Here is a 20,029-nt window from a genome sequence, read left to right on the forward strand (position 1 = left end):
TTCCGGCAAAAAATATCCTCGATTAAGATCAAAACAACCGCAAACAAGTGACTTCGACGCACATAAAGATTCTTCATTGGTAAAATATGCGCTTATGAATGGATCTTCCTTACTTTCTTCCAGCCTTCTTTTAAATTCGAAAAAAGTCCTATACGCTTCATAAGCCCAGCATTATCGCCCAAGTTTGGTGTAAATACAGCGTTTATATCCGGACGAGACGACAATTGGAGGTTTGGTATAGTCTCCCCAGGAGAGCTCCGGATAATTGAACTCGCTGTTGATCACAAACCGGGTATCTCCGATCTCATTTCCATCCATCACAAGAAAATGATCGATATTCACGTAACTGTTGTTTGAGCCAGCTGCCTTTTCGCCTGTCACCTCAATGCGAAGGATGTGCTTGCCCATAGGCAAGTCCTGAATGGAGTATACCAATTGACGGTAATATTTTGTGTAGCCGCGGGCGTTTTTACCGGCGCGACTAACCCCTAAATCAATCTGGGCGTCTTTGAGCTCGCCATCAATATACACTCTGGCTATGCCGCAAATCCGGTCCAGACTGGAAATCCAGGCAATTCCGGTCCCCGTAAACGTATATTCACAGCTATCCCCCGCTGTTTTGGACCACATCTCGGTTCCTCCCAGACTACGGTGTCTGGTGTCCTGCCTGAACCATCTGCCTTTGTATACGATAGCTGAATGCTGGTCTGATATGATATGCTCCGGCTTGAAGTCCACCTCCATCCGTACAGAATCACTCCCGTCAGAAAGCGCGGTAAAAGCCGAGCTGTCATTCCCGATAGTGGCATAGACAATAGATGGCTTCATGCTTGCAAAATCGCGGGTGCCCCGGCGGCCTATATCATATTTGCCGAAAAGAGCTGTGTCTTTCTCATCCATCCGCCAGTCCCAGCCAGGAGGACTGGCGATGTGGTTCAACCCTTCTGGATTGAACTTGGCCGTAGTCCCCTCCAGACGGGCCAGGTGCGAGTCTGGATAAACATTCCACAAGCCCATTTTCCTCCAGCTCAAGGTATTCAAATCCCCAGATACAGTAAACGAGACTCCAACCTCGTCATACCCGCCGGAATGGGACGTAATACCGCTGCCAATAGCAATTTCCCAGGGACTTGCATAAGGCATATTCTTAACCTTATAGACGGTTTCCATAAGTCCGGATGCATCCACAGATATTACAAAGCATACCTGTACTTCTCCATAAGAGCCATTCAATGTAATCCTGGCATTGCCTTCAGCCGGACAGACATCCATAGATTCTAGCTTCCACGGGCGAAGTTCCAATCCAGTCAAGGTCAGGAATGGTCCTCCGGTGAGCAACAGCGTATTCCCATGGTATCCTTCGGTGATTAATCCGGTCTCGACCGAAAATGACAAAGAGAAGTTCAGTCCGCTAATCCGCACAAACTTCTCTCTCCATTCAATGGTGGGTTCTCCCCCACTTAGACAAGGCAGCCGGACCGGCTGCGCATCCAGCAAATACATGGCTTCGTCCACCTGATATCCGAAAGGATCGGTAAAGGTCAGTTCCAGCTTCGCCCCCGGCCGGAAAGGGGATGGGATAACCAGCAAGCCTTCGCCCCGGGGGGAGATGGCCGGTCCCTGGATTTCTCCATACTCTCCTTCCAGTTTCCAGCCGATGCGAATTTCACTTAGACAGGTATGATTGAACCGGTTCTGAACCATTTGGACGATATGGCCGTTCTGACTCTCAGGTTCACCTAACAGAACAATCGGAGAATATCCTTTGCGGGTATGCCAATATTCCGGTTTTGTTCGCCGCCAGCCGTCAATAATTCCCCAGGGAAAAGTGAATGAATTCTCGTCCTTCACCCAAATATCATCAACCCCTGCCCAAATAGCACACCCCAAAGCCCCGTCGGTCTTCCACAGTCTGTCCCAAAACCGGTAAATGGTCTCCCCCCAGAAATCGCGGGCTCCCGGGTCCCGCTGAAGCTCTCTTCGGTTATAGCAAGGAATATGAGTCGATTCATCGTGAAGCACCGGCCAGTCGCCTGGCTCACGGTGACTCCGGCGGAAGCAATCCGTTAAATCGGCAAGATCTCTGTCCCATCTATCATAATGCACACTCCAGATATCCACCGGAAGGTCATCTTCCATTTGCGTAAGGGGATAACTGAAGATAGTTAAGCGACCTGGGTCTTCCTTGTGGGCATATGCGTTCATCAGTGCCAGATTGTCTCCCCAATAACTCTCGTTGGCCAGTGACCAGATGATTACACTGGGGTGAGAGCGGTCCCGTTCAATCATTTCCGCAAACTGTCCCATAAAACAAGAGATAAACTCAGGGTCACTCTGGCTATACCAAGTGCCATAGCCCAGGAAAGACACCGCAATTTCATCTTCTACATACATGCCATATTGATCGCACAAATCTAAAAAATAGGGACTGGGCGGATAATGGCTTGTACGGATAAAGTTAATATTGGCTTCCTTAAACAGACGTACATCTTCCTCCATCAGCACTCGGGGAAGTGCTCTGCCCGTTACAGGATGAATGTCGTGACGATTGATACCTCGAAGCTTAAGCAGTTGCCCGTTAACAAACACTTCGTTTCCTCTGCGTTCAATCTGACGGAAACCTATTTTCTTGACAACTACTTCAACACAACCCTCTTCTGTGATTACCGAAGCTGTAAGGGTATACAGATAAGGATGCTCACTGTCCCATTTCAGTGGACCTGTGATGGGATAAGTGCCGGACAAGTCAATTCCAGCGTTCCCGGCAAGAGGCGGAAGCGGCAGTTCCTCGCCGTCTGGAGAAGTCAGCATTAGCTCCACTGTTCCGTTTCCTCCTGCAATTATAGTTGAGACGGTAAGAGTTGCATCTGAATAGTTTCCGTCAAACACAGTCTCGGCATGTAGACGGGCAAGATAGGTCTGAGGCACGGTGTAGAGAGTCACTTCACGGATCAGCCCTCCCCGATGAAACGGATTCACCTCAGATGACTTATCGGTAATCCCTACTACAAGACGGTGTGCCTGTCCGGGAAGGATGTAATCGGTAATGTCACAATCCCATGTGACAAAACCTCCATAATGATCGCGAACAAAACTGCCGTCGATGAACACACGCGCATAACAGTTAGCTCCGTCAAAACGCAGAAAAATTCTGTTCTGCTCCCATTCTGCAGGAATGTATAACTCGCGTGCATATGCGTACTCCTCTTCACCCGCATCAATTTGCAGAGGAACAGAGGTATTTGACCAACCGGAAAGGTCTGCGGCTGGATCAAAAAAGTCTTCCGCAGGGGATAAATTTAATTTCCAGTCTCCCCCGCAAAGGCTTACCAGGAACTTTTCCGTGTTACTTATCCGATGCGGCAGAGGGTTGAGGCAGGGCCGGGGCCAATTGATTTCGTTATTCATGCTGCTCGCTCCTTGACATTAAAATTGAACATTCAGCCGCCGCTTCATTCATTTCCTTCTTCCCCAAAATGATCCTTCAAACGCAAGCCCAGATCATCATCTGACAGCGGCTCACGGTGCGTATTCTCGAGATAAATATACTTCTCCGTTTCCGGCATCAGATAAGCTTTATACCACAGGAAGAAATCCGGGCTGTCGCCGTGCATGCGGAGATAACGCCTTAGAGTATCCACATTGTAGATTGTGTTCTCCATATTGGTCAGCCAGTTCGCCCGGTAGAAATCCTTCCATATGCCGTGCTCGGACTGGCGCAGCACATCAAGCCCTTCCCGGTAAGACCACAGCGATTCCGAAGCATGGACAAAAGCCTGCGGATACTGTTCCTTGCGGTAGGCATCGTAAGAACGGCACAGCCAGTAAAAGCCCTCACAGCCTGACAGATGGATAGCTCCGTGAAAGCGCAAATGATCATGCGCTCTTTGTTTGTCTTCCGGACCAAGCTTACCGATGGTTTCATCACAGTGGTCAAGCCATGTTCTCCAAGTCTTGGCTCCGGATGCCAGTTTTTCCTCGAACCTGCTTACCTGCTCTGAGAATGGCGCTTCCCCCACCGCCCACACCAATTGCGAAAGCGGCTGTTCGCCTTGTCCAGTCAGCCAGTGTCCGATGATTTTGCGTGCCGGGTGATGATAATATTCGTCGCCAGCCAGGTCGTCGTTATGTGTACCGTACACAATGGCCGCATCAGCATAACTACGATATAGTGCTGCCAAATCCTCATGGTGATCTGAATAATAACAGCCAACGAATTGCCGCAAATGCCCATTAACATTGATGCTTCCAGAGCTCCACAGTTCCCGGATAATATCTAGCGTATAAACATGCGGCCTGATGTTTCCGCAATTCAGCAGCACATACTCGTCTGCACCGGACTCGAACGCTGCTTCCACCTCTTGTTTCAGGAAGGCAGCAGGCCCCGGATACATTGTAAGATGGTTGGAAGCCTGCAGATCATGAAACGTCACGTGATAATAAATCCCGTGTGGCCCCAGGTCATGCGCTTCCGGGAGAGAAGACACGCGCTGGTTCAGATTACCGTGCCTGCGCGAGACCATTTTGCCATATCCGTTATCCGCCCATACCTTGATGACATCATCAGGAAGTTTAATATATCCGCCTTTATACAGTTCGGCAATTTCTCCGTACAAAGCTACGCTGCACACCGGATTCTGGACGGCGCTTCTGATCATGTCGTACTGTTTCCGGATCACCTGCGCGATCATTGCGCCGCGTTTCTCAGCCGTGTCGAAGTAGGGGTCCAGTTCCCAGAAAGGCTGATCTCCTTGTCCTCTGAAGGAAAGTACCCAGACGACCTTCTTATCTTTTTGCTGCTCAATTGCCTCTGCCCATAACGCTTCGAACAACTCCGGATGCTCCTGGTAGCTAGCTTGTTTGCCGGGATACGCCCGCAGGAACATCTCCGCGCCGAGCGGCTCGGCATGATGATGCGTTAACCACAAGCCCATCTCAGCGGCCACCTCGTAGTGAATGCCTTGCCGCGGCAGATCCGTGCCCGGAATGACCATATTGCCTCCGCAGCGCAGCAGCGCTTCAAATACCGGTTCCCACACCTCACGCCCAGGAGGATACGGCTCCTTCCAGCCAATCAGACAGACCTCATCGTTGACGAACCAGCCGCGGAAGCGCACCTTGGGCGGCGGAGAGTGATAAGCTTCGCAAGGAATCTCAATCTCTTCCCGCCGGGCAATCGGCTGGTCTGCCCAGAACCAGAAGGGCTCGATGCCCAAGAACCTGCGACTGAATTCCAGGATACCATAGACAAGTCCAAGGTCATCATAACCGGCAATGCTCATCCGCCCCTTGCTATCCTCCGGGTGAAAATAAAATGCATAGGATTCCGGACGCTGTACTCTCTCATCCAGAGCTGTGGCATAGCGAATCTGAAGGTCCGACCGTTCCTTGGTCCCTGTGACGAGTTGAGGGCTGTCGCCCAATACTGTTTCCACATCCCGGGCCAGCATACGAAGAACGTGCCGGACCGGCGCAGAAGGCTCCCCGGGAATCTGAATCCGCAGTTGTCCCTTTAACCGCAGTACATCTGCAGAACCGTTCATCTTCATGTTCCTGTTCTCCTTCATTCAAAGTTTCTTCTGCATTCCTGTTACCCGTAGTTATCCGCATTCGGATTGGCGGCAACCTCGGATATTTCTTTGGTGACGAACAAGCTGTCCGTGAACGCCTCCGTCCATTCCTCTGCGGGAGCGAAACGGTCCGAAGCGCAATAGTTCAGCAATGAACGCATAAACTGCCTGGCTTCCGGCCGGTCCTGCTGACTCCAAAGGTCGATGGAACAAATCAGCAGCTGTCCGTTTCCCACCTTTGCTTCGAAAACAACACCGAGCTTATGCTGTCTCGCCACATTATCGATCACCTGAACGATGGGCCGGTATTCCGTTGAAGTATTGTCCAGCACCATGGCCCGGGAATGCCTCATCAAGTGCCACCAGTGCCACTCTGCATGCGAAGACGTCGGAAATTCCGCCAGCGCCGGATGATCGGCAGCACAATAGATGCCTAACGTTCCGGGAGGATCGTACTTCTTGAACATGGGATAACACCAGAAGTCGGGAATGAACGTTCCAACAGGACCGTTACCAAACGACCCGCCCGCCGGAGGAATCAGTAGCACATTCCTGCCGCTCTGCAGTTCACGCCGCGTATCCGCGTCAAAAGCATCCGATACCACAACCGAGGAGGGAATCTGTACCCCGGCGTCATCCGGGTATACCCACAGCCTATATTCGTTGCTGTAGGGCGTTCCGGCAATGTTGATTTGAAGTGTCCAGTTGTCCGCTTGTGTCATTGCGGGAATCCGGTATTCAAGCTCCCCGGCGAGCCACAGCTCGCCTTGGGGAATGGTGGCTGCCGGATAACTCCCTTCTCCGATCGTACGGCCACAACCATCAGTGATCGACCAGACTACTTCGACATCCGTAAGCGGGCCCGGCCCATAATTTGCAATCTCTATCTGCCCCAGAATACTTTCGCCTTCGGTCCACACATACCGATGAAGCCGGGCGAGAGGAACCACTTCGCAGCAGAAACGCCGCCATTCCTCAGGAACAACAATCCCCTTGGATTCCATAAAAGCATCCAACATGCCGACCAAGGCTCCACCCTGGCCGGGGAAATCCTGCAAATCCAGCAGTTGAAAACCGGCCATCCTCGGGGTCCGCAGAGCCGCCTCAATCTCCTCGCGGTAGCATAGAGCGGCAAGCTGTCCAGAAGCGGCATGGAGCTCATCTGCCTGCTGGAGCAGTCCAGAAGCAGCCGCCAGATTGCGGAATCCTATAAGATGTCCCGGCTCCAGCACCCCCAGGTATTTGTCAATCTCCCTGAAATCGGGGTAAACCTGAAATTGTCCGACTTCATGCCCGATCACTGGGACCGGAACCCCCCGGATTTCTTCGTGGTAATCCTTCCGGCCTGAAGGGGGACTGTTGTTAATAAACCCGCGTGTCGGATGCGGTGTCGCTCCGCGGACATGCTTCCCTCCGTATCCTGCCTTCTTCACATTCCAGACCCCTTCGGTCCAGAAGGTGGTCCAGTAATCCGAGTTGCCAGGCAACCCCGCCTGGAGGAAAAAATTATTGGAGCCGATAGCATATAGTTTGCCTGGGTCCCAACCGCGGGCCTTCTCTACGAGCGCCTCCATCCGTTCCATCGAACCCGACAGCTCATTCCCCCAGGCAAACATGACAAATGACGGATGGTTGCCATATGCTTCAATAATCCGGAAGGCCTCATCCGAGAAATAGCCCCACTCCTCATCATTCTGAAACGCCATCCCGGGGTCCCAAAACGGAAGCTCCGGCTGCAAATAAATGCCTGTCTCGTCGGCTGCTTCAAAAGCGGCCTGCGGCGGACACCATGAATGAAACCGATAATGGTTAATACCGTAAGCCTTTGCCGTCCGGAAAACCTGAAGCCAGGACTCCTTAACCATAGGGGCATATCCCGTTAACGGGAATACACAGCCATCATGTTTGCCACGCAGGAACGTCTTGTTGCCATTCACTATAAATTGGGTTCCTGATACACCAAAAGTCCGAATTCCCAGAGGAACGGTGAATTCATCTTCATTTGACCGGTCCTGGTACTTTCCCTCCAGCACAGCATGTACCGTGTATATGTTAGGGTTAAATTCATCCCATAACTGTAAAGCATCGGTTGCAGGGATCAGAAACGGAATTTCTCCACCTGAGGAATCCGTTTCAAGCTGGAAAGGAATTCTCCCGCTATCGTACAGCTTCTGACCGGCAGAATCCTGGACCTGGATGGACACATATCCGTCCGCAAAGCCCTGGTCCGGTTTGCTTACCGCAACTCTGCCTTTAACCGTTCCTCCCTGTTGAGGATATAGGCGAAGCTGCCCGATCCGCAGCGGATCGGTTGCGGTAAGCTCGATGGCTCCAAGGATACCGTTCCAGTTCGTCTGGGTATGATCCGTCGCCATATGCGAGTTGCGGATACTTCTCCAGCCCATAATTCCGGAGCTGTTATCCACGATGACCGAGAGAACATGTGGTCCCGGCTCAAGATAACCGCTCACATTATACAGCTGAGGTGTGGACAACGTGTTGCTGCGTCCTACCTGTACCCCGTCGATCCAAAGCTCCGTTTCCCGCGTCCGCTCCATTCCGAAGAAAAGCACTTTGTCCCGCCATTCCTCTGGAATCATCACCCGGCGTTCGTAACGGGCACGCCCTTCATACGCATGCTTACGGGTCAGATGCTCAGAGGAAGTGTCCGGTACAGGCCCCAGCCCATGCTCATCAAGCGTTCCTGGTAATGTAATTTCCCTGGATATGGTCTTTCCCGGTTCATTCCAGTCTTCCAGCGTGGCGCTCCAGCTGCCGTTCAAACCTATTATTTGCCTGCTATTCATCATCCACTCATCCTTTCAATCCCGTCGTGCTAATACCTTCTACGATATAACGCTGGAATACAAAGAAGATAAGGATAGGCGGAATAAGCGATAATGTAGCCATTGCAAACATGGCTGACCAATCCGTACCGGAGCTCGGATCTGCGAACAGACGGAGTGCAACACTGATCGTATACAACTGCGGTTTGCCTAAATAAATCAGCGCGCCGAAGAAATTGTCCCAGGACCAATAAAATTCGAAGATGGCGGTTGTCACCAAAGCCGGCTTAATCAGCGGCAGAATGACCCGTGAGAAGATGCCGAACCGGCTGCAGCCGTCGATTTTGGCCGCTTCATCCAGCTCGTAAGGAATGGTGCGGATGAACTGCAAGAGCAGGAAGATAAAGAAGGCAGATCCGAAAAATGCCGGGACAATCAAGGGCAGGAATGTATTGACCCAACCCATTTTATGAAAAATAATATACTGCGGAATTTGCACAATCTGTCCCGGCAGCAGCAGAGTCAGCATCACGGTTCCGAACCAGAAGCCCTTCAGCTTAAACGGTATTCTCGCGAATCCGTAAGCAATCAACGAACAGGAGACAAGGGTTCCCACTACCACTGAACATACGATAATGATTGTATTTTTGAAAAATGTCCCGAAGGTGATTCCCGCAAACCCCTGCCATCCGGTTGTATAATTGCTGAAGTCCCAGCTTCTAGGGATCAGAGATTGCGCACTCACAAAAACTTGGGAGCTCTCCTTAAACGAGCTGGTGATCATCCAGACCAGCGGGTATAGCGAGACGATCCCGATGATGAGACACACTAGCTGGATCGTCAGCTTACCCACACTAAACTTTGAAATTTGTATCATAATGACTATCCTTTCGACTCGTAATGTACCCATGAGGACGACGATTTAAAGACAAGCGCGGTCAGTACCGCAACAATTACCAGCAAGAAGCAGGACAGCGCCGCAGCATATCCCATATCCAGGAATTCAAAGCCCTGACGGTACACATAGAGCTGGTAGAACAAGGTCCGGTCCAGCGGTCCGCCTGACGTAATGATAAGTCCCTGTGTAAACGTCATAAATCCGCCGATGATTTGCATTACAAGATTGAACAGGATGACCGGAGTCAGCAAAGGAAGCGTGATTTTTACAAACCGGTGAAACGCATTCGCGCCGTCAACTACCGCCGCTTCATAATAGGAATCCGGAATGTTCTTCAGCCCGGCAAGAAAAATAATCATGGGGGAACCGAATTGCCAAATGGCCATCAGGATGAGTGTCCACAGCGCCGTATCGGGATTGGCAATCCATGATGTGTTCGGGGTGGTGCCGGTTAAAACTCCAATGATTCCGTTGACAGCCCCGTTTAGTCCAAACAGCTGGCCCCACATAACCGCCACAGCTACACTGCCTCCGATAATGGATGGTACGTAGAAGGCGGTTCGGTATAGTCCCACAAGCTTAATCTTCATATTCAGCAGCATGGCAATGAACAAAGCGAAGATGAGACGAAGCGGGATCGCTGTCAGAACATAGAAGAACGTGACTTTAAGACTGGTTACGAATTTCTCGTCCACGGTGAACATGCGGATAAAATTATCCAGCCCGATCCACTTGGGTGTCGATATGAGGTCGTAATTCGTAAAGGAGAAGTAGAACAATGCCACGAACGGAATGGCCGTAAACGCGATAAAGCCAATAATCCAAGGTAAAATAAATAGATAGCCGACTCTGTTCTCATAACCGCCTGCTTTTGCGACTTTCTGTGCCATTATCTTCACCACACCTATCTACGGCCGGCTGCTTAATCGTAATCAAGAGCCGGCCGCTTTGTTTGTCACTGCTTATGCTTGGCCACTATAGCTGCGGCATCCTTCTGCAGCTTCTCATATGCATCCTGGATCGAAATCTGATCGTACATAATCTGCTGTTCCAGATCAACCATGAGCGTATCGATTTCCGTAGCCCCGGCCGGAGCTGGCAGGTCGAGCGGGCTGCTATGCTCAGCTACAGTTTCCATATAATCGGCTACATCCTTCATTTCAGGCTCGAACTGTTCCATTAAGGCAGCGCGTACGGTACTTGAAATCGGCATCCCTCGGTTCGCATTCAGCACTTTGTTCGCTTCAACATCGTTAATGAAGTAACTGATAAACTTTGCCGCTGTTTCTTTGTTGGCGGAATTGGCAGCGATGGAGAAATGCAGACCCGGCCGTACATCCATTGCCTTCTCAGAATTCGGTCCAGGCATAAGAATCATCTTAAGCGGACGTGCTGCCGCTTTTACAATTCCGGGATACTGGTTTGTATAACCAACCATCACAGCAGATTGGCCCTTCACGAGGAACGACTCCTCCGGATTTTTTACTGACATGGAGGCGTCCATCTTCGGAATAAGGCCTTCCTTAGCCCATTCCTGACGGTAAGTAAAGAAATCAGTGTATAATTTTTCATCAAAACCGATTCCTGTATCCTCAGCATTTACGGTCTGATCAAACTGTCGGGCATAATAAGGCAAAGTGAAGGCGATGTTGAATAGGTCGTCTGCCCCATATGCACCGGTGATCTCCTTCAGCTTTTTCAAATCTTCATACAGCGCTTCCCAGTTCGCGTAACCGTTTTCAGGAACGGTCAGGCCCGCTTTTTCATAAGCAGCAGGGTCAACGATCATGACTCTGGCATTGACACCGAGAGGAATCCCATACATCTTGCCGTCCGAGCCTATACCGCCGGACAGCGTGCTTTCCCCAATCTCCGAAACATCAATCAGACCTTTCTCGATATAAGCGTCCAATGGCTCAACCAGCCCTTTATCAACAAACTGATTCGCATCGCTGGCGCCTACATAAAACTGAAAAATATCAGGCATATTGTTGGAAGCGGCAAGGAGCGTGAGCTTTTGGTAATACCCGTCGAATCCCTGATATTCCGGCGTGAAGGTTACTCCAGGATTGGCTTTGGAGTAGAGGTCGAGAACCTCGGACGTTAAATTATGCCGATCCTGATTTCCCCACCAGATCACACGGAGATTGCCTCCTGCTTCCTGCGTACCGCTGCTGCCTGTTTCTTGTGTAGGTTGTGTTGTTCCGCTTGGCTCAGCCGAGTTGCCTCCTGAACATCCGGCAAGAGCAAGGATACAGGCCACTGCCAGGATCATCGTCATGGAAAAGCGTCTCTTCATTAGTTAGCGCCCCTCTAATTGTTGTATTGGTGAACGTATTTGTGTTGTCCGGGCCCGGATAGGTACAAACCGTCTCTATATTTAAAATACATCTCTTTGCTAATCTCCAACATGGAAAAAACAGAGGTTTTTCTTGAACTAAATCGAGGTTTTGCAGATCACCGTTCCAGCGACTCCCTGCTGCGCACATACTCTGTTGGCGTCATGCCAGCGTATCTCTTGAACAATTTGGAAAAGTATTGGGCATCCTCAGGATACCCCATCATCACGGCAATATCGTAAATTCTCAGATCCTTGTCCTGCTCCATCAGCCTTTTGGCCGATTCCATCCGCAGCCGAACCAAATAATTTGAGAATTTGCTGCCCATTTTTTTGGTGAACATTTTCCCAAGATAATCTACATTCACATACAGCAGCTCATTTCCGATCCACTTTAACGATAAATCAGGATTGCCCAGATTATTTTCTATAATCCGAAGCACCGAGTCGATTAGATCATTCTGCCGTTTGGCCGCCCAGCCGGAATTCCGTGCAGCCAGCTCCAATGCCGTTTTCTCCAGCAGCTGAAAAGCCCCGCGAAGGGAGGCCATATTGTACAGCTTCGGAATATCGGTCACATATTCGTCCAGTCCCCCGTCGCTCTGGCGGATCACGGTCAGGAACAGATCGAAGCATAATTTCCTGGCTGCAGCCGCATCGAATAAGCCGTTCTCCAGCCATCTACCCGCTTCAATAATGGTTTCCCTCACCTCTGCGGGATTGCCTGTACGGACTGCCAGCGCCAGCCGATCCGATACATTTGCCGTGTCCGCGGGAAGCTCCCGTTCGGCATCCAGCACATCCTGCGGAGTCACGATATATCCTTCTTGAAAGGATATGCCGAAGCTCAGACAGCGCCTCACCGTTTCGTACATCGACCGGATGGCGGTGAATCCCCCTTCGTTGCTAATGGCAACAAATATTTCAAACTTATAGTACGCTTTGTAAATCCGCTGAACCTGCTTGACCTTCTCTGATAGCCGTGTGAAATCAACCGCCTTTACAAGTAGCAGAACCTGGTCCCGCACCACTGTCGTTAAATAGGCTCCCTCATCTTTGAACATTTCTTCCGCAATGTTTCTAAGCGCGAATTTGTGAATATACTCCGTTTCTTCATGGAGCGTAAATAACACCAGCTTGAACATTTGCTGCTCAATCATGAACAGGTCCATGAAATAGTCACAATCCTGCTTTTTGTACATTCCGGTGAGCACAATATCCCGTAACAGCTGCTCTTTTACGTGAGGCAACACTTTCTTGAAATCATTCTGCAGCCGTTCCACAAAATGCGCATGCTCCGCCCGCCCTCTCAGTTCAGCGGCTACTTTATGAAGCACTTCCAGAATCTTAGTCTCATTGGACGGCTTCAGCAGATAATGCTTAACTCCCTGAGCCATTGCCTTGCTCGTATAGTCATATTCACCGTAACCGGACAAGACAATGTACTCAGTGTACGGCGACTCCTCCTTAAGCTCCCTGATTAATGACAGTCCGTCCATGAGAGGCATGCGGATATCCGTAATCACAATGTCGGCAGGCTCACGGCGGAACCGCTCCAAGGCCTCCACCCCGTTGTATGCGGGCTCAAGCAGCTGAAACCCGTTATTCTCCCATGGGATCAGGCTTGAGATTCCCTGTACTACCAGTTCCTCATCATCGACAAGCAGTACTTTATACATATGTGTTTCCTCCCCTTGGTATCGTGATCCAGACACTGGTTCCTTTGCCAATCTCACTTTCAATGCCGATGCCATACCCCTCTCCAAAAGTCAGCTGCAGTCTCTCGTGGATGTTCCGCAGTCCTATCCCTGTTCCTTTCGCTTCATAATCCAGACTTCTAAGGCTCTCCAGATAAATCTTGTCCATACCGGGACCGTCATCACTAACCACAAACACAAGCTCTTCCCCGTTTCCAGTGATTTCGGAGTGAATCATAATATGGCATACCCCGGCCATCTGGTCTACGGCATGATACACCGCATTCTCCACGATCGGCTGCAGCGCAAACTTCGGGATCTGGCTGCCCTGCGCATCGCTTGGTATATCCACACTGAAATCGATCCGCTTGCCATAGCGTACTTTCTGGATATACATATAGCTGTTAATCAGCTCAATTTCCTCGCGTACGGTCACCATGGTCCGTTTGTTATCCATGGCCCCGCGGAGGAGCAGGCTCAAGGATTCCACCATAGTTGAGATGACCTCATCGCTGCGCATGCGGGCCATCCAATTGATCGAATTCAGCGTATTGTAGAGGAAATGAGGGTTGATTTGCGCCTGCAGCGCCCTATATTCCGTATCTTTAATCACGATTTGCTTCTTGTAATTCTCATCAATCAGCTGCTCGATATTGCGGATCATGCTGTTAAATCTTTTATGCAGATAGCCGATCTCGTCCATTTGAGAGGCCGCGGGGATATCCAGCAGGGAAGCGCTGAAATCGCCTTTTTCTGCGCTGCGCATCTGCCTGGCCAGCTGATTAATCGGCCGGGTGAACCTCTTGGCGAATAAATAGCTGATGGAGCAGGCGATTACAATTAACAATGCGGCAATAAGCAAAATCGTGTTGCGCAGCGCTTTTTTCTCCTGAAACACATCGTCATAGGGAATAAGGCTGATATATTTCCACCCCGTCGCCTGAGACTGCTTGTACGCGAGAAAATAAGATTTGCCGGCGATTTGCTGAACAAAAGAGCCGTAATTGCCTGTCAGTGCAATTGCTCCCACATCAAAGCTTTGGAAGCTTTCTGCCGCAGGCCGGTACAACACACCATAATCGGAAATAACGAACAGCTCTGTCGCTGTACTTGATGCCGGCCGAAAATGGCGCTCCACCAGCTTTTGAAAATCAATCTGAAAAATCAGCGTTCCCAGCGGATCCAGAATCGGTTCAAAAATAGAACGGACTTCTCTTGCCAGAGTCAGTCCTTCATTTTTATTCTCCGGTTCGATCCAGACGCCGGAGCCTTCCCGTTCGTGTGCAGTACGGACAATCCCTGCAATTTGTTCCTCCTGATTGGTCACTCTGTTCTGCCCGACAAAAAATTCGTATCCGCTCGTATTCAGGAACCTGATGGAGGCAATACTCTCTTCCGAAAACATATACTGCATTATCTTATTCTTGAAATCTATCGTTCTGACCGAACGCTCGTACGAGGAAATCCCTCCCTGTATGCTGATCAGCTGCTCCTGAATTCTGGAGTCAAGCGCCATATTCATTGACAGCTTCTCGATATTGCCGATCTCATTTTCAATACCGGAGACCGACAGATTCATGGCGCGGGAAGCCTGCTCGTACAGCATCTCATCATAGGTTTTAAAAGAGAGAGTTGTGACCACCAGAAATCCGGCGCACACGAGCGAGATCAGCAACAGCATAAAAAGTACCAGTCGGTGAAAGATTTTCATTCGTTTGATCATGCTATGCATGGAAGTATCTCCTTTGCAGTTGTCTTTTAAAATAGCGCTTTCACAAAAGTGAAACTGATTCTCTTTAATGTTAACTAAGAGTATGTGAAGCGACAAAGACTTTGTCAATAAACTCATTATAAATTTGCATCCTTATTATCCAATGCCTTTTTTAAAGGGGGCACTTTACGAATGTCCCAACGGCTTTTAGTCAAGAAGAAGAAAATCTTAAAAAAGTTTCGGTTTAAGGGAAGATATTCTCCCCGATTAAACCGATAAATCATGTGCCTAATATATTCGCCCGAGATAATAAATTCATGTAAAAAAAGTTCATTAAAATGTACAAAAAAATCTCCACAACCAAGCCACAGAGAGATTGTCCAATCCCTAGGAGGTTGCGGAGATATATGGAGTCCATGCTACTGTATAAGAGTTCTTTAAAATGCCAATCAAAAATCCAGATCTTCACCGTTAGTAGCAATAACCTTCTTATACCATTCAAATGATTTCTTTTTGGTTCGTTTAAATGAACCCTGGCCACGGTCATCCCGATCAACATAGATAAACCCGTACCTTTTTTTCATCTCACCTGTACTTGCACTTACAATATCAATAGGTCCCCAAACAGTATAGCCCAGCAGATCTACGCCGTCGTATTCTACCGCATCCCTCATCGCGCGAATATGCTCGCTTAAGTAGGATATTCGATAATCATCTTCAACATAACCATTCTCGTCAGGAATATCCACTGCACCTAGGCCATTTTCCACAATAAACAATGGCTTTTGATAGCGATCATAGATGTTGTTCAGCGTAATTCGTAGTCCAAGCGGATCGATCTGCCAGCCCCAATCACTAGCTTTCAGATATGGGTTAGGCAAGCTTGGAAACAGATTTCCTCCAATTGTATCTGTTAATTCAGGATCTGCACTTACGACGCTTGATGAATAATACGAGAAGCCGATAAAATCTACAGTATGCTGTTTCAGTAATTCCTTGTCCCCTTCTTCGAACGGAAGCACAATATTTTTGCGTTCCAAGTCTTTGAGTGTATAAGCCGGATACTCCCCTCTTACTTGAACGTCTATGAAGAAATAACTCTGGTTCTCTACCTGCTTGGCTTTCCAGATATCTTTCGGATCACATGTTCTCGGATATGGAGCGTTGGCTGCCAGCATACACCCCACTTTATTCTCTGGATCTACTTCGTGGGCAATTTTGGTCGCCAGAGCACTGGCCACCAGTTCATGATGACTTGCTGCATATTTTACAGTTTCTGCATCCTCATTGTCCTCAATAAATAGTCCAGCTGCCAAAAATGGAGCTTCCAGAACCATATTAATCTCATTGAAGGTAATCCAGTATTTAACCAAACCTTTATAACGATTAAAAATGACTGTGCATAATCTTTCATAAAAAGAGACTAGCTTTCTATTTCTCCAAGAACCATACTCTTTAACCAGGTGCATTGGAACATCAAAGTGCGTAATCGTTACGAGAGGCTCTATGTCATACTTGTGGCATTCCTTAAACAACTCCTCGTAAAATTGAAGTCCGGCTTCATTCGGTTCAGTTTCATCACCTTCTGGGAAAATTCTGCTCCAAGCAATCGATAACCGATAGACCTTGAAGCCCATTTCGGCAAACAGGGCAATATCTTCTTTAAAGTGATGGTACATATCAATGCCTTCTTTAGCCGGATAATAGTAGTTATGATCATAATCAAACATTTTTAGTTTTCCCATCAAAACGCGCTCCCGATCTTCGCCTGTAGGACTCAAATCCACGTTTGCAAGGCCTCTGCCATCCACATCATAAGCACCTTCGGACTGATTGGCTGAGGTTGCACCACCCCATAAAAATCCTTCTTTAAAACCCATATACATCGTCTCCTTCAAACATGTGTAATTGTAGACCGCCTCTTAGAGCAAGCCTGTCAGCAGAACTTCGCCTGCATTCACCTTGGATTCTTGTGTCTCGATAATTTCCAGATAACTATCTGTATTCGTAACGATCATTGGTGTCTCAACCGAAAAACCTGCTTTTTCGATTTCTTCAATGTTGAAAGTAACCAGTCTCTGACCTTTTTGAACTGTATCACCTTCCTGTACAAACGCTTCAAAATGTTTTCCTTTTAATCGTACAGTGTTAAAACCAATATGAATCAGTACTTCCATTCCCTCATCGGATACCAGTCCAACAGCATGCTTCGTAGGAAAGAGTGTGACAACCTTGCCATCAAATGGGGCAACCAGTTCACCTGTTGAAGGACGAATTCCAATCCCTCTGCCTAAAACTTCTTGTGAGAATGCTTCATCTTTTACTTCTTTAATAGAAATAACCTCACCGCTCATCGGACTGGACATGACATGTCTTTTGTTCAGTCCGGATTTTGGAGTCTCGACTTCTGCTGTTTCATCTTTGAACATTACAAATGTTAGAATAAATGAAATGATCATGGCAAAAACAACCCCAATAATGGCAATTATAATGTTGGCTGTTCCAGGATCATTAGGATCAATCATTGTAAAAAATTCAAATATTCCTAATCCTCCGAAAGTAAACTCCCTCAGGTTGTATAGCCCGTAGAATCCTCCTGCAACCCCGGAAACAATACAGCTCATGATAAAGAGTTTTTTTCGCGGAAGCGTAATTCCGTAAACTACCGGCTCGGTTATGCCAAATAGTGCTGAAATAGCCGCAGGTATCCCTAATGCTTTCAAATTTTTATCTTTGGTTTTGATGATAATCGCAAGCACAATGGCCATTTGGGAAAAAGAGGTCGCAAAGACAGAGGCCATAATAGTGTCATAACCTAGCGTCGTAATATTATTTATATAAAGAGGAATTAGTCCCCAGTGGAGTCCGAAAACAAGAATGACTTGCCATAGAAACCCTAATAGAAAACCTGCAAGTAATGGACTTGCGTCCCGTGCAACAAGTATTCCTTGCGCAATCAATTCAGAGGCATAGCTTGCTACAGGGCCTATTATTAAAAATCCCAGAGATAAAGATACCAATACCGTAACCATCGGTACCATAAAAAACTTGACTACATCCGGAACAATTTTATCAAGCACGCGTTGTACTTTAGAAGCAAAGTAGACAACGATGATGACCGGAAGCACGGTGGACGTATAGTTCATGCTGATTAGCGGAATACCAAACAGATCCAGATATACAGGGGAGCTTAATGCTGTACCACTGAACAAGGTATATAGTGGCTCTTTGGAGCCAGCCAAAGCATCCAACTGGATCGCAGGATAACACATGGCCAAGCCAATTAATATACCAATAAAGGGCTGAACTTTAAATTTATTGGCGGAAGTATAGCCCAAAAATACAGGAAGGAACATAAATAAAGCGTCTCCCATAGCATTGATGAGCGTATAAGTTCCACTATCTAAAGAGTATACGCCCAAAACGTTTAACAACGTATTGAGGCCTTTAAGCATTCCGGCTGCTAATAAAATACCAAGAATTGGCTGAAACAAACCGGATATGATATCAATGAGGGCATCTAGCGGCTTTTTCTTTTTGACTACCGTCTCTGCCAAAGGATCCGATTGACCATGATTAAGTTTAGCGAACGATGTAACCTCGGAATACACCTCTGTGACATGATTACCAATAACGACTTGATACTGACCACCGGAGCGTATGACAGTAACTACACCCTCTATTTTTTTCAAAACTTCATCATTTGGCAGTGAGTCATCTTTCAGATGAAATCTTAATCGCGTAACGCAATGTGTCAGATCACTAATGTTTTCTGATCCCCCTACATGGTTCACGATCTCTTCAGCTAACTTTTGATATTTACCCATAGTTTATTCTCCTCCATAACTATTATATAAATAGATCCTGAAGGGTCTGGCCAACTTAATGTCACCATCCTGTCTTGCGTGTAACATCTCACCCCCTTAAAGGAATTATTTTATGAATTTGTTTTGTAAACTACTCTTTGGATATGGACTGTTAGATACAGTTTCTCTTCATTTGTAAGATTGTAACTATAATTAGCTTCGATGTACTTTTCTATTTTTTCAACGCACAAGAAAGCGTTCTTATACTTTGATTTAATTACATCTAGCAGATCCTGATCACTTTCATTTTCATGCATGTTCCCGCTAACTAATCTTTGGGCAAAAAATTTCAGATGTGAAATAAAGCGATAAAAATAAACTGATTTTTCATCAAAATTAATCTGAAAATAAAGCCTTATAATATTGCTTATTTCTTGAATAATTTTAGTTACACGATAGATATCTTGGCTCTCTTCTCTTTCTTCAGCATTCACTATATGCAGAGCAAGGAACCCAGCCTCATCGTCAGGGAATTGAATATCTAGATCTTGACTGATATATTGTAGAGCCTTAACACCAACCTCATATTCTTCAGGATAAAAGCGCTTAATATCCCAAAGTAGTGCATTTTTTAAAATAATGCCATCCCGAAACCGATTCACAGCTGTAAATATATGATCACTTAAAGAGATGTACATACTATCATTCAATTTTTTCCCTAGAGTCAACTTTGCGTAATTTATTATTTGGTCGCTTACATTAAAATATTCAATCGGAATCTCTGTTAAAAGATCCTGTAGTTTAATAAATGATTCCTTAGTTGACAATGAGTAAATCTTTTCAACGACTTGCTCATCAATCAGATCCCCAATTTTTTTTTGATATGCTATTCCTTTGCCCATCACAATAACTTCTTGGTCGAATTTATCCCGTATTACCGCCACGTTATTGTTAAGAATTTTACGTATGATCATGTTCTGCCCTCCTTTATACAAATAAAGACCCGCCCGCACATAATGAAATTAACGTTCCGAAGAAACGTCAATCAAAATGTGCAAGCAGGTCTAGCTTGTAATTAAACAATCACTATCCTTAACTCGCACTTTAATTATATCTATGAATAGTTAATTATTCAATATTTTTTTATTGAGAGAAGATTTCCATAAGGTTGATGCACTCATCATTATTTCCGATATTCCTTTTATTAATCATCCAGTGTCTGG

At 47.4% G+C, this 20,029-nt stretch carries 11 protein-coding genes; all 11 read right to left on the reverse strand.

Going from position 1 to position 20,029, the window contains the following annotated elements; all coding sequences use genetic code 11:
* Positions 1-171: 171 nt before the first annotated feature.
* Positions 172-3,408, reverse strand: coding sequence for a glycoside hydrolase family 2 protein (locus NSQ50_RS23095; RefSeq protein WP_076222828.1), 3,237 nt, complete (start codon positions 3,406-3,408; stop codon positions 172-174).
* Between the two features lie 44 nt (positions 3,409-3,452).
* The gene (locus tag NSQ50_RS23100; protein ID WP_256716992.1) at positions 3,453-5,117 is read right to left on the reverse strand and encodes a glycosyl hydrolase 115 family protein; all 1,665 of its coding nucleotides are present in this window, start codon (positions 5,115-5,117) and stop codon (positions 3,453-3,455) included.
* A 473-nt stretch (positions 5,118-5,590) separates the two neighbouring features.
* Complete coding sequence (locus NSQ50_RS23105) at positions 5,591-8,380, reverse strand: glycoside hydrolase family 2 TIM barrel-domain containing protein (RefSeq protein WP_143760454.1); 2,790 nt, start codon at positions 8,378-8,380, stop codon at positions 5,591-5,593.
* A 4-nt stretch (positions 8,381-8,384) separates the two neighbouring features.
* A complete protein-coding gene (locus NSQ50_RS23110) occupies positions 8,385-9,233 on the reverse strand; it encodes a carbohydrate ABC transporter permease (RefSeq protein WP_076222832.1) in 849 nt (282 codons plus the stop codon).
* Positions 9,234-9,238: 5 nt separating this feature from the next.
* A complete protein-coding gene (locus tag NSQ50_RS23115; protein ID WP_076222834.1) occupies positions 9,239-10,144 on the reverse strand; it encodes a carbohydrate ABC transporter permease in 906 nt (301 codons plus the stop codon).
* A gap of 65 nt (positions 10,145-10,209) precedes the next feature.
* Complete coding sequence (locus NSQ50_RS23120) at positions 10,210-11,553, reverse strand: ABC transporter substrate-binding protein (protein WP_081386852.1); 1,344 nt, start codon at positions 11,551-11,553, stop codon at positions 10,210-10,212.
* A gap of 158 nt (positions 11,554-11,711) precedes the next feature.
* Positions 11,712-13,271 (reverse strand): response regulator transcription factor, encoded by a 1,560-nt coding sequence (locus NSQ50_RS23125; RefSeq protein ID WP_076222839.1) that lies wholly within the window; start codon positions 13,269-13,271, stop codon positions 11,712-11,714.
* Entirely contained in the window at positions 13,264-15,021 is a 1,758-nt protein-coding gene (locus NSQ50_RS23130) for a sensor histidine kinase (RefSeq protein ID WP_076222841.1), read from the reverse strand. Before NSQ50_RS23130 ends, NSQ50_RS23125 begins: the two co-directional genes overlap by 8 nt.
* A 428-nt stretch (positions 15,022-15,449) precedes the next feature.
* Complete coding sequence (locus tag NSQ50_RS23135; protein ID WP_076222845.1) at positions 15,450-16,880, reverse strand: 6-phospho-beta-glucosidase; 1,431 nt, start codon at positions 16,878-16,880, stop codon at positions 15,450-15,452.
* Between the two features lie 42 nt (positions 16,881-16,922).
* The gene (locus NSQ50_RS23140; RefSeq protein WP_076222847.1) at positions 16,923-18,827 is read right to left on the reverse strand and encodes a beta-glucoside-specific PTS transporter subunit IIABC; all 1,905 of its coding nucleotides are present in this window, start codon (positions 18,825-18,827) and stop codon (positions 16,923-16,925) included.
* A gap of 110 nt (positions 18,828-18,937) precedes the next feature.
* Positions 18,938-19,780, reverse strand: a complete 843-nt coding sequence (gene licT / locus NSQ50_RS23145; protein WP_076222849.1) for a BglG family transcription antiterminator LicT — start codon at positions 19,778-19,780, stop codon at positions 18,938-18,940.
* Between the last annotated feature and the right edge of the window lie 249 nt (positions 19,781-20,029).

Source organism: Paenibacillus sp. FSL R10-2788 (assembly GCF_038003885.1).
Taxonomy (GTDB): Bacteria; Bacillota; Bacilli; order Paenibacillales; family Paenibacillaceae; genus Paenibacillus_AQ; species Paenibacillus_AQ odorifer.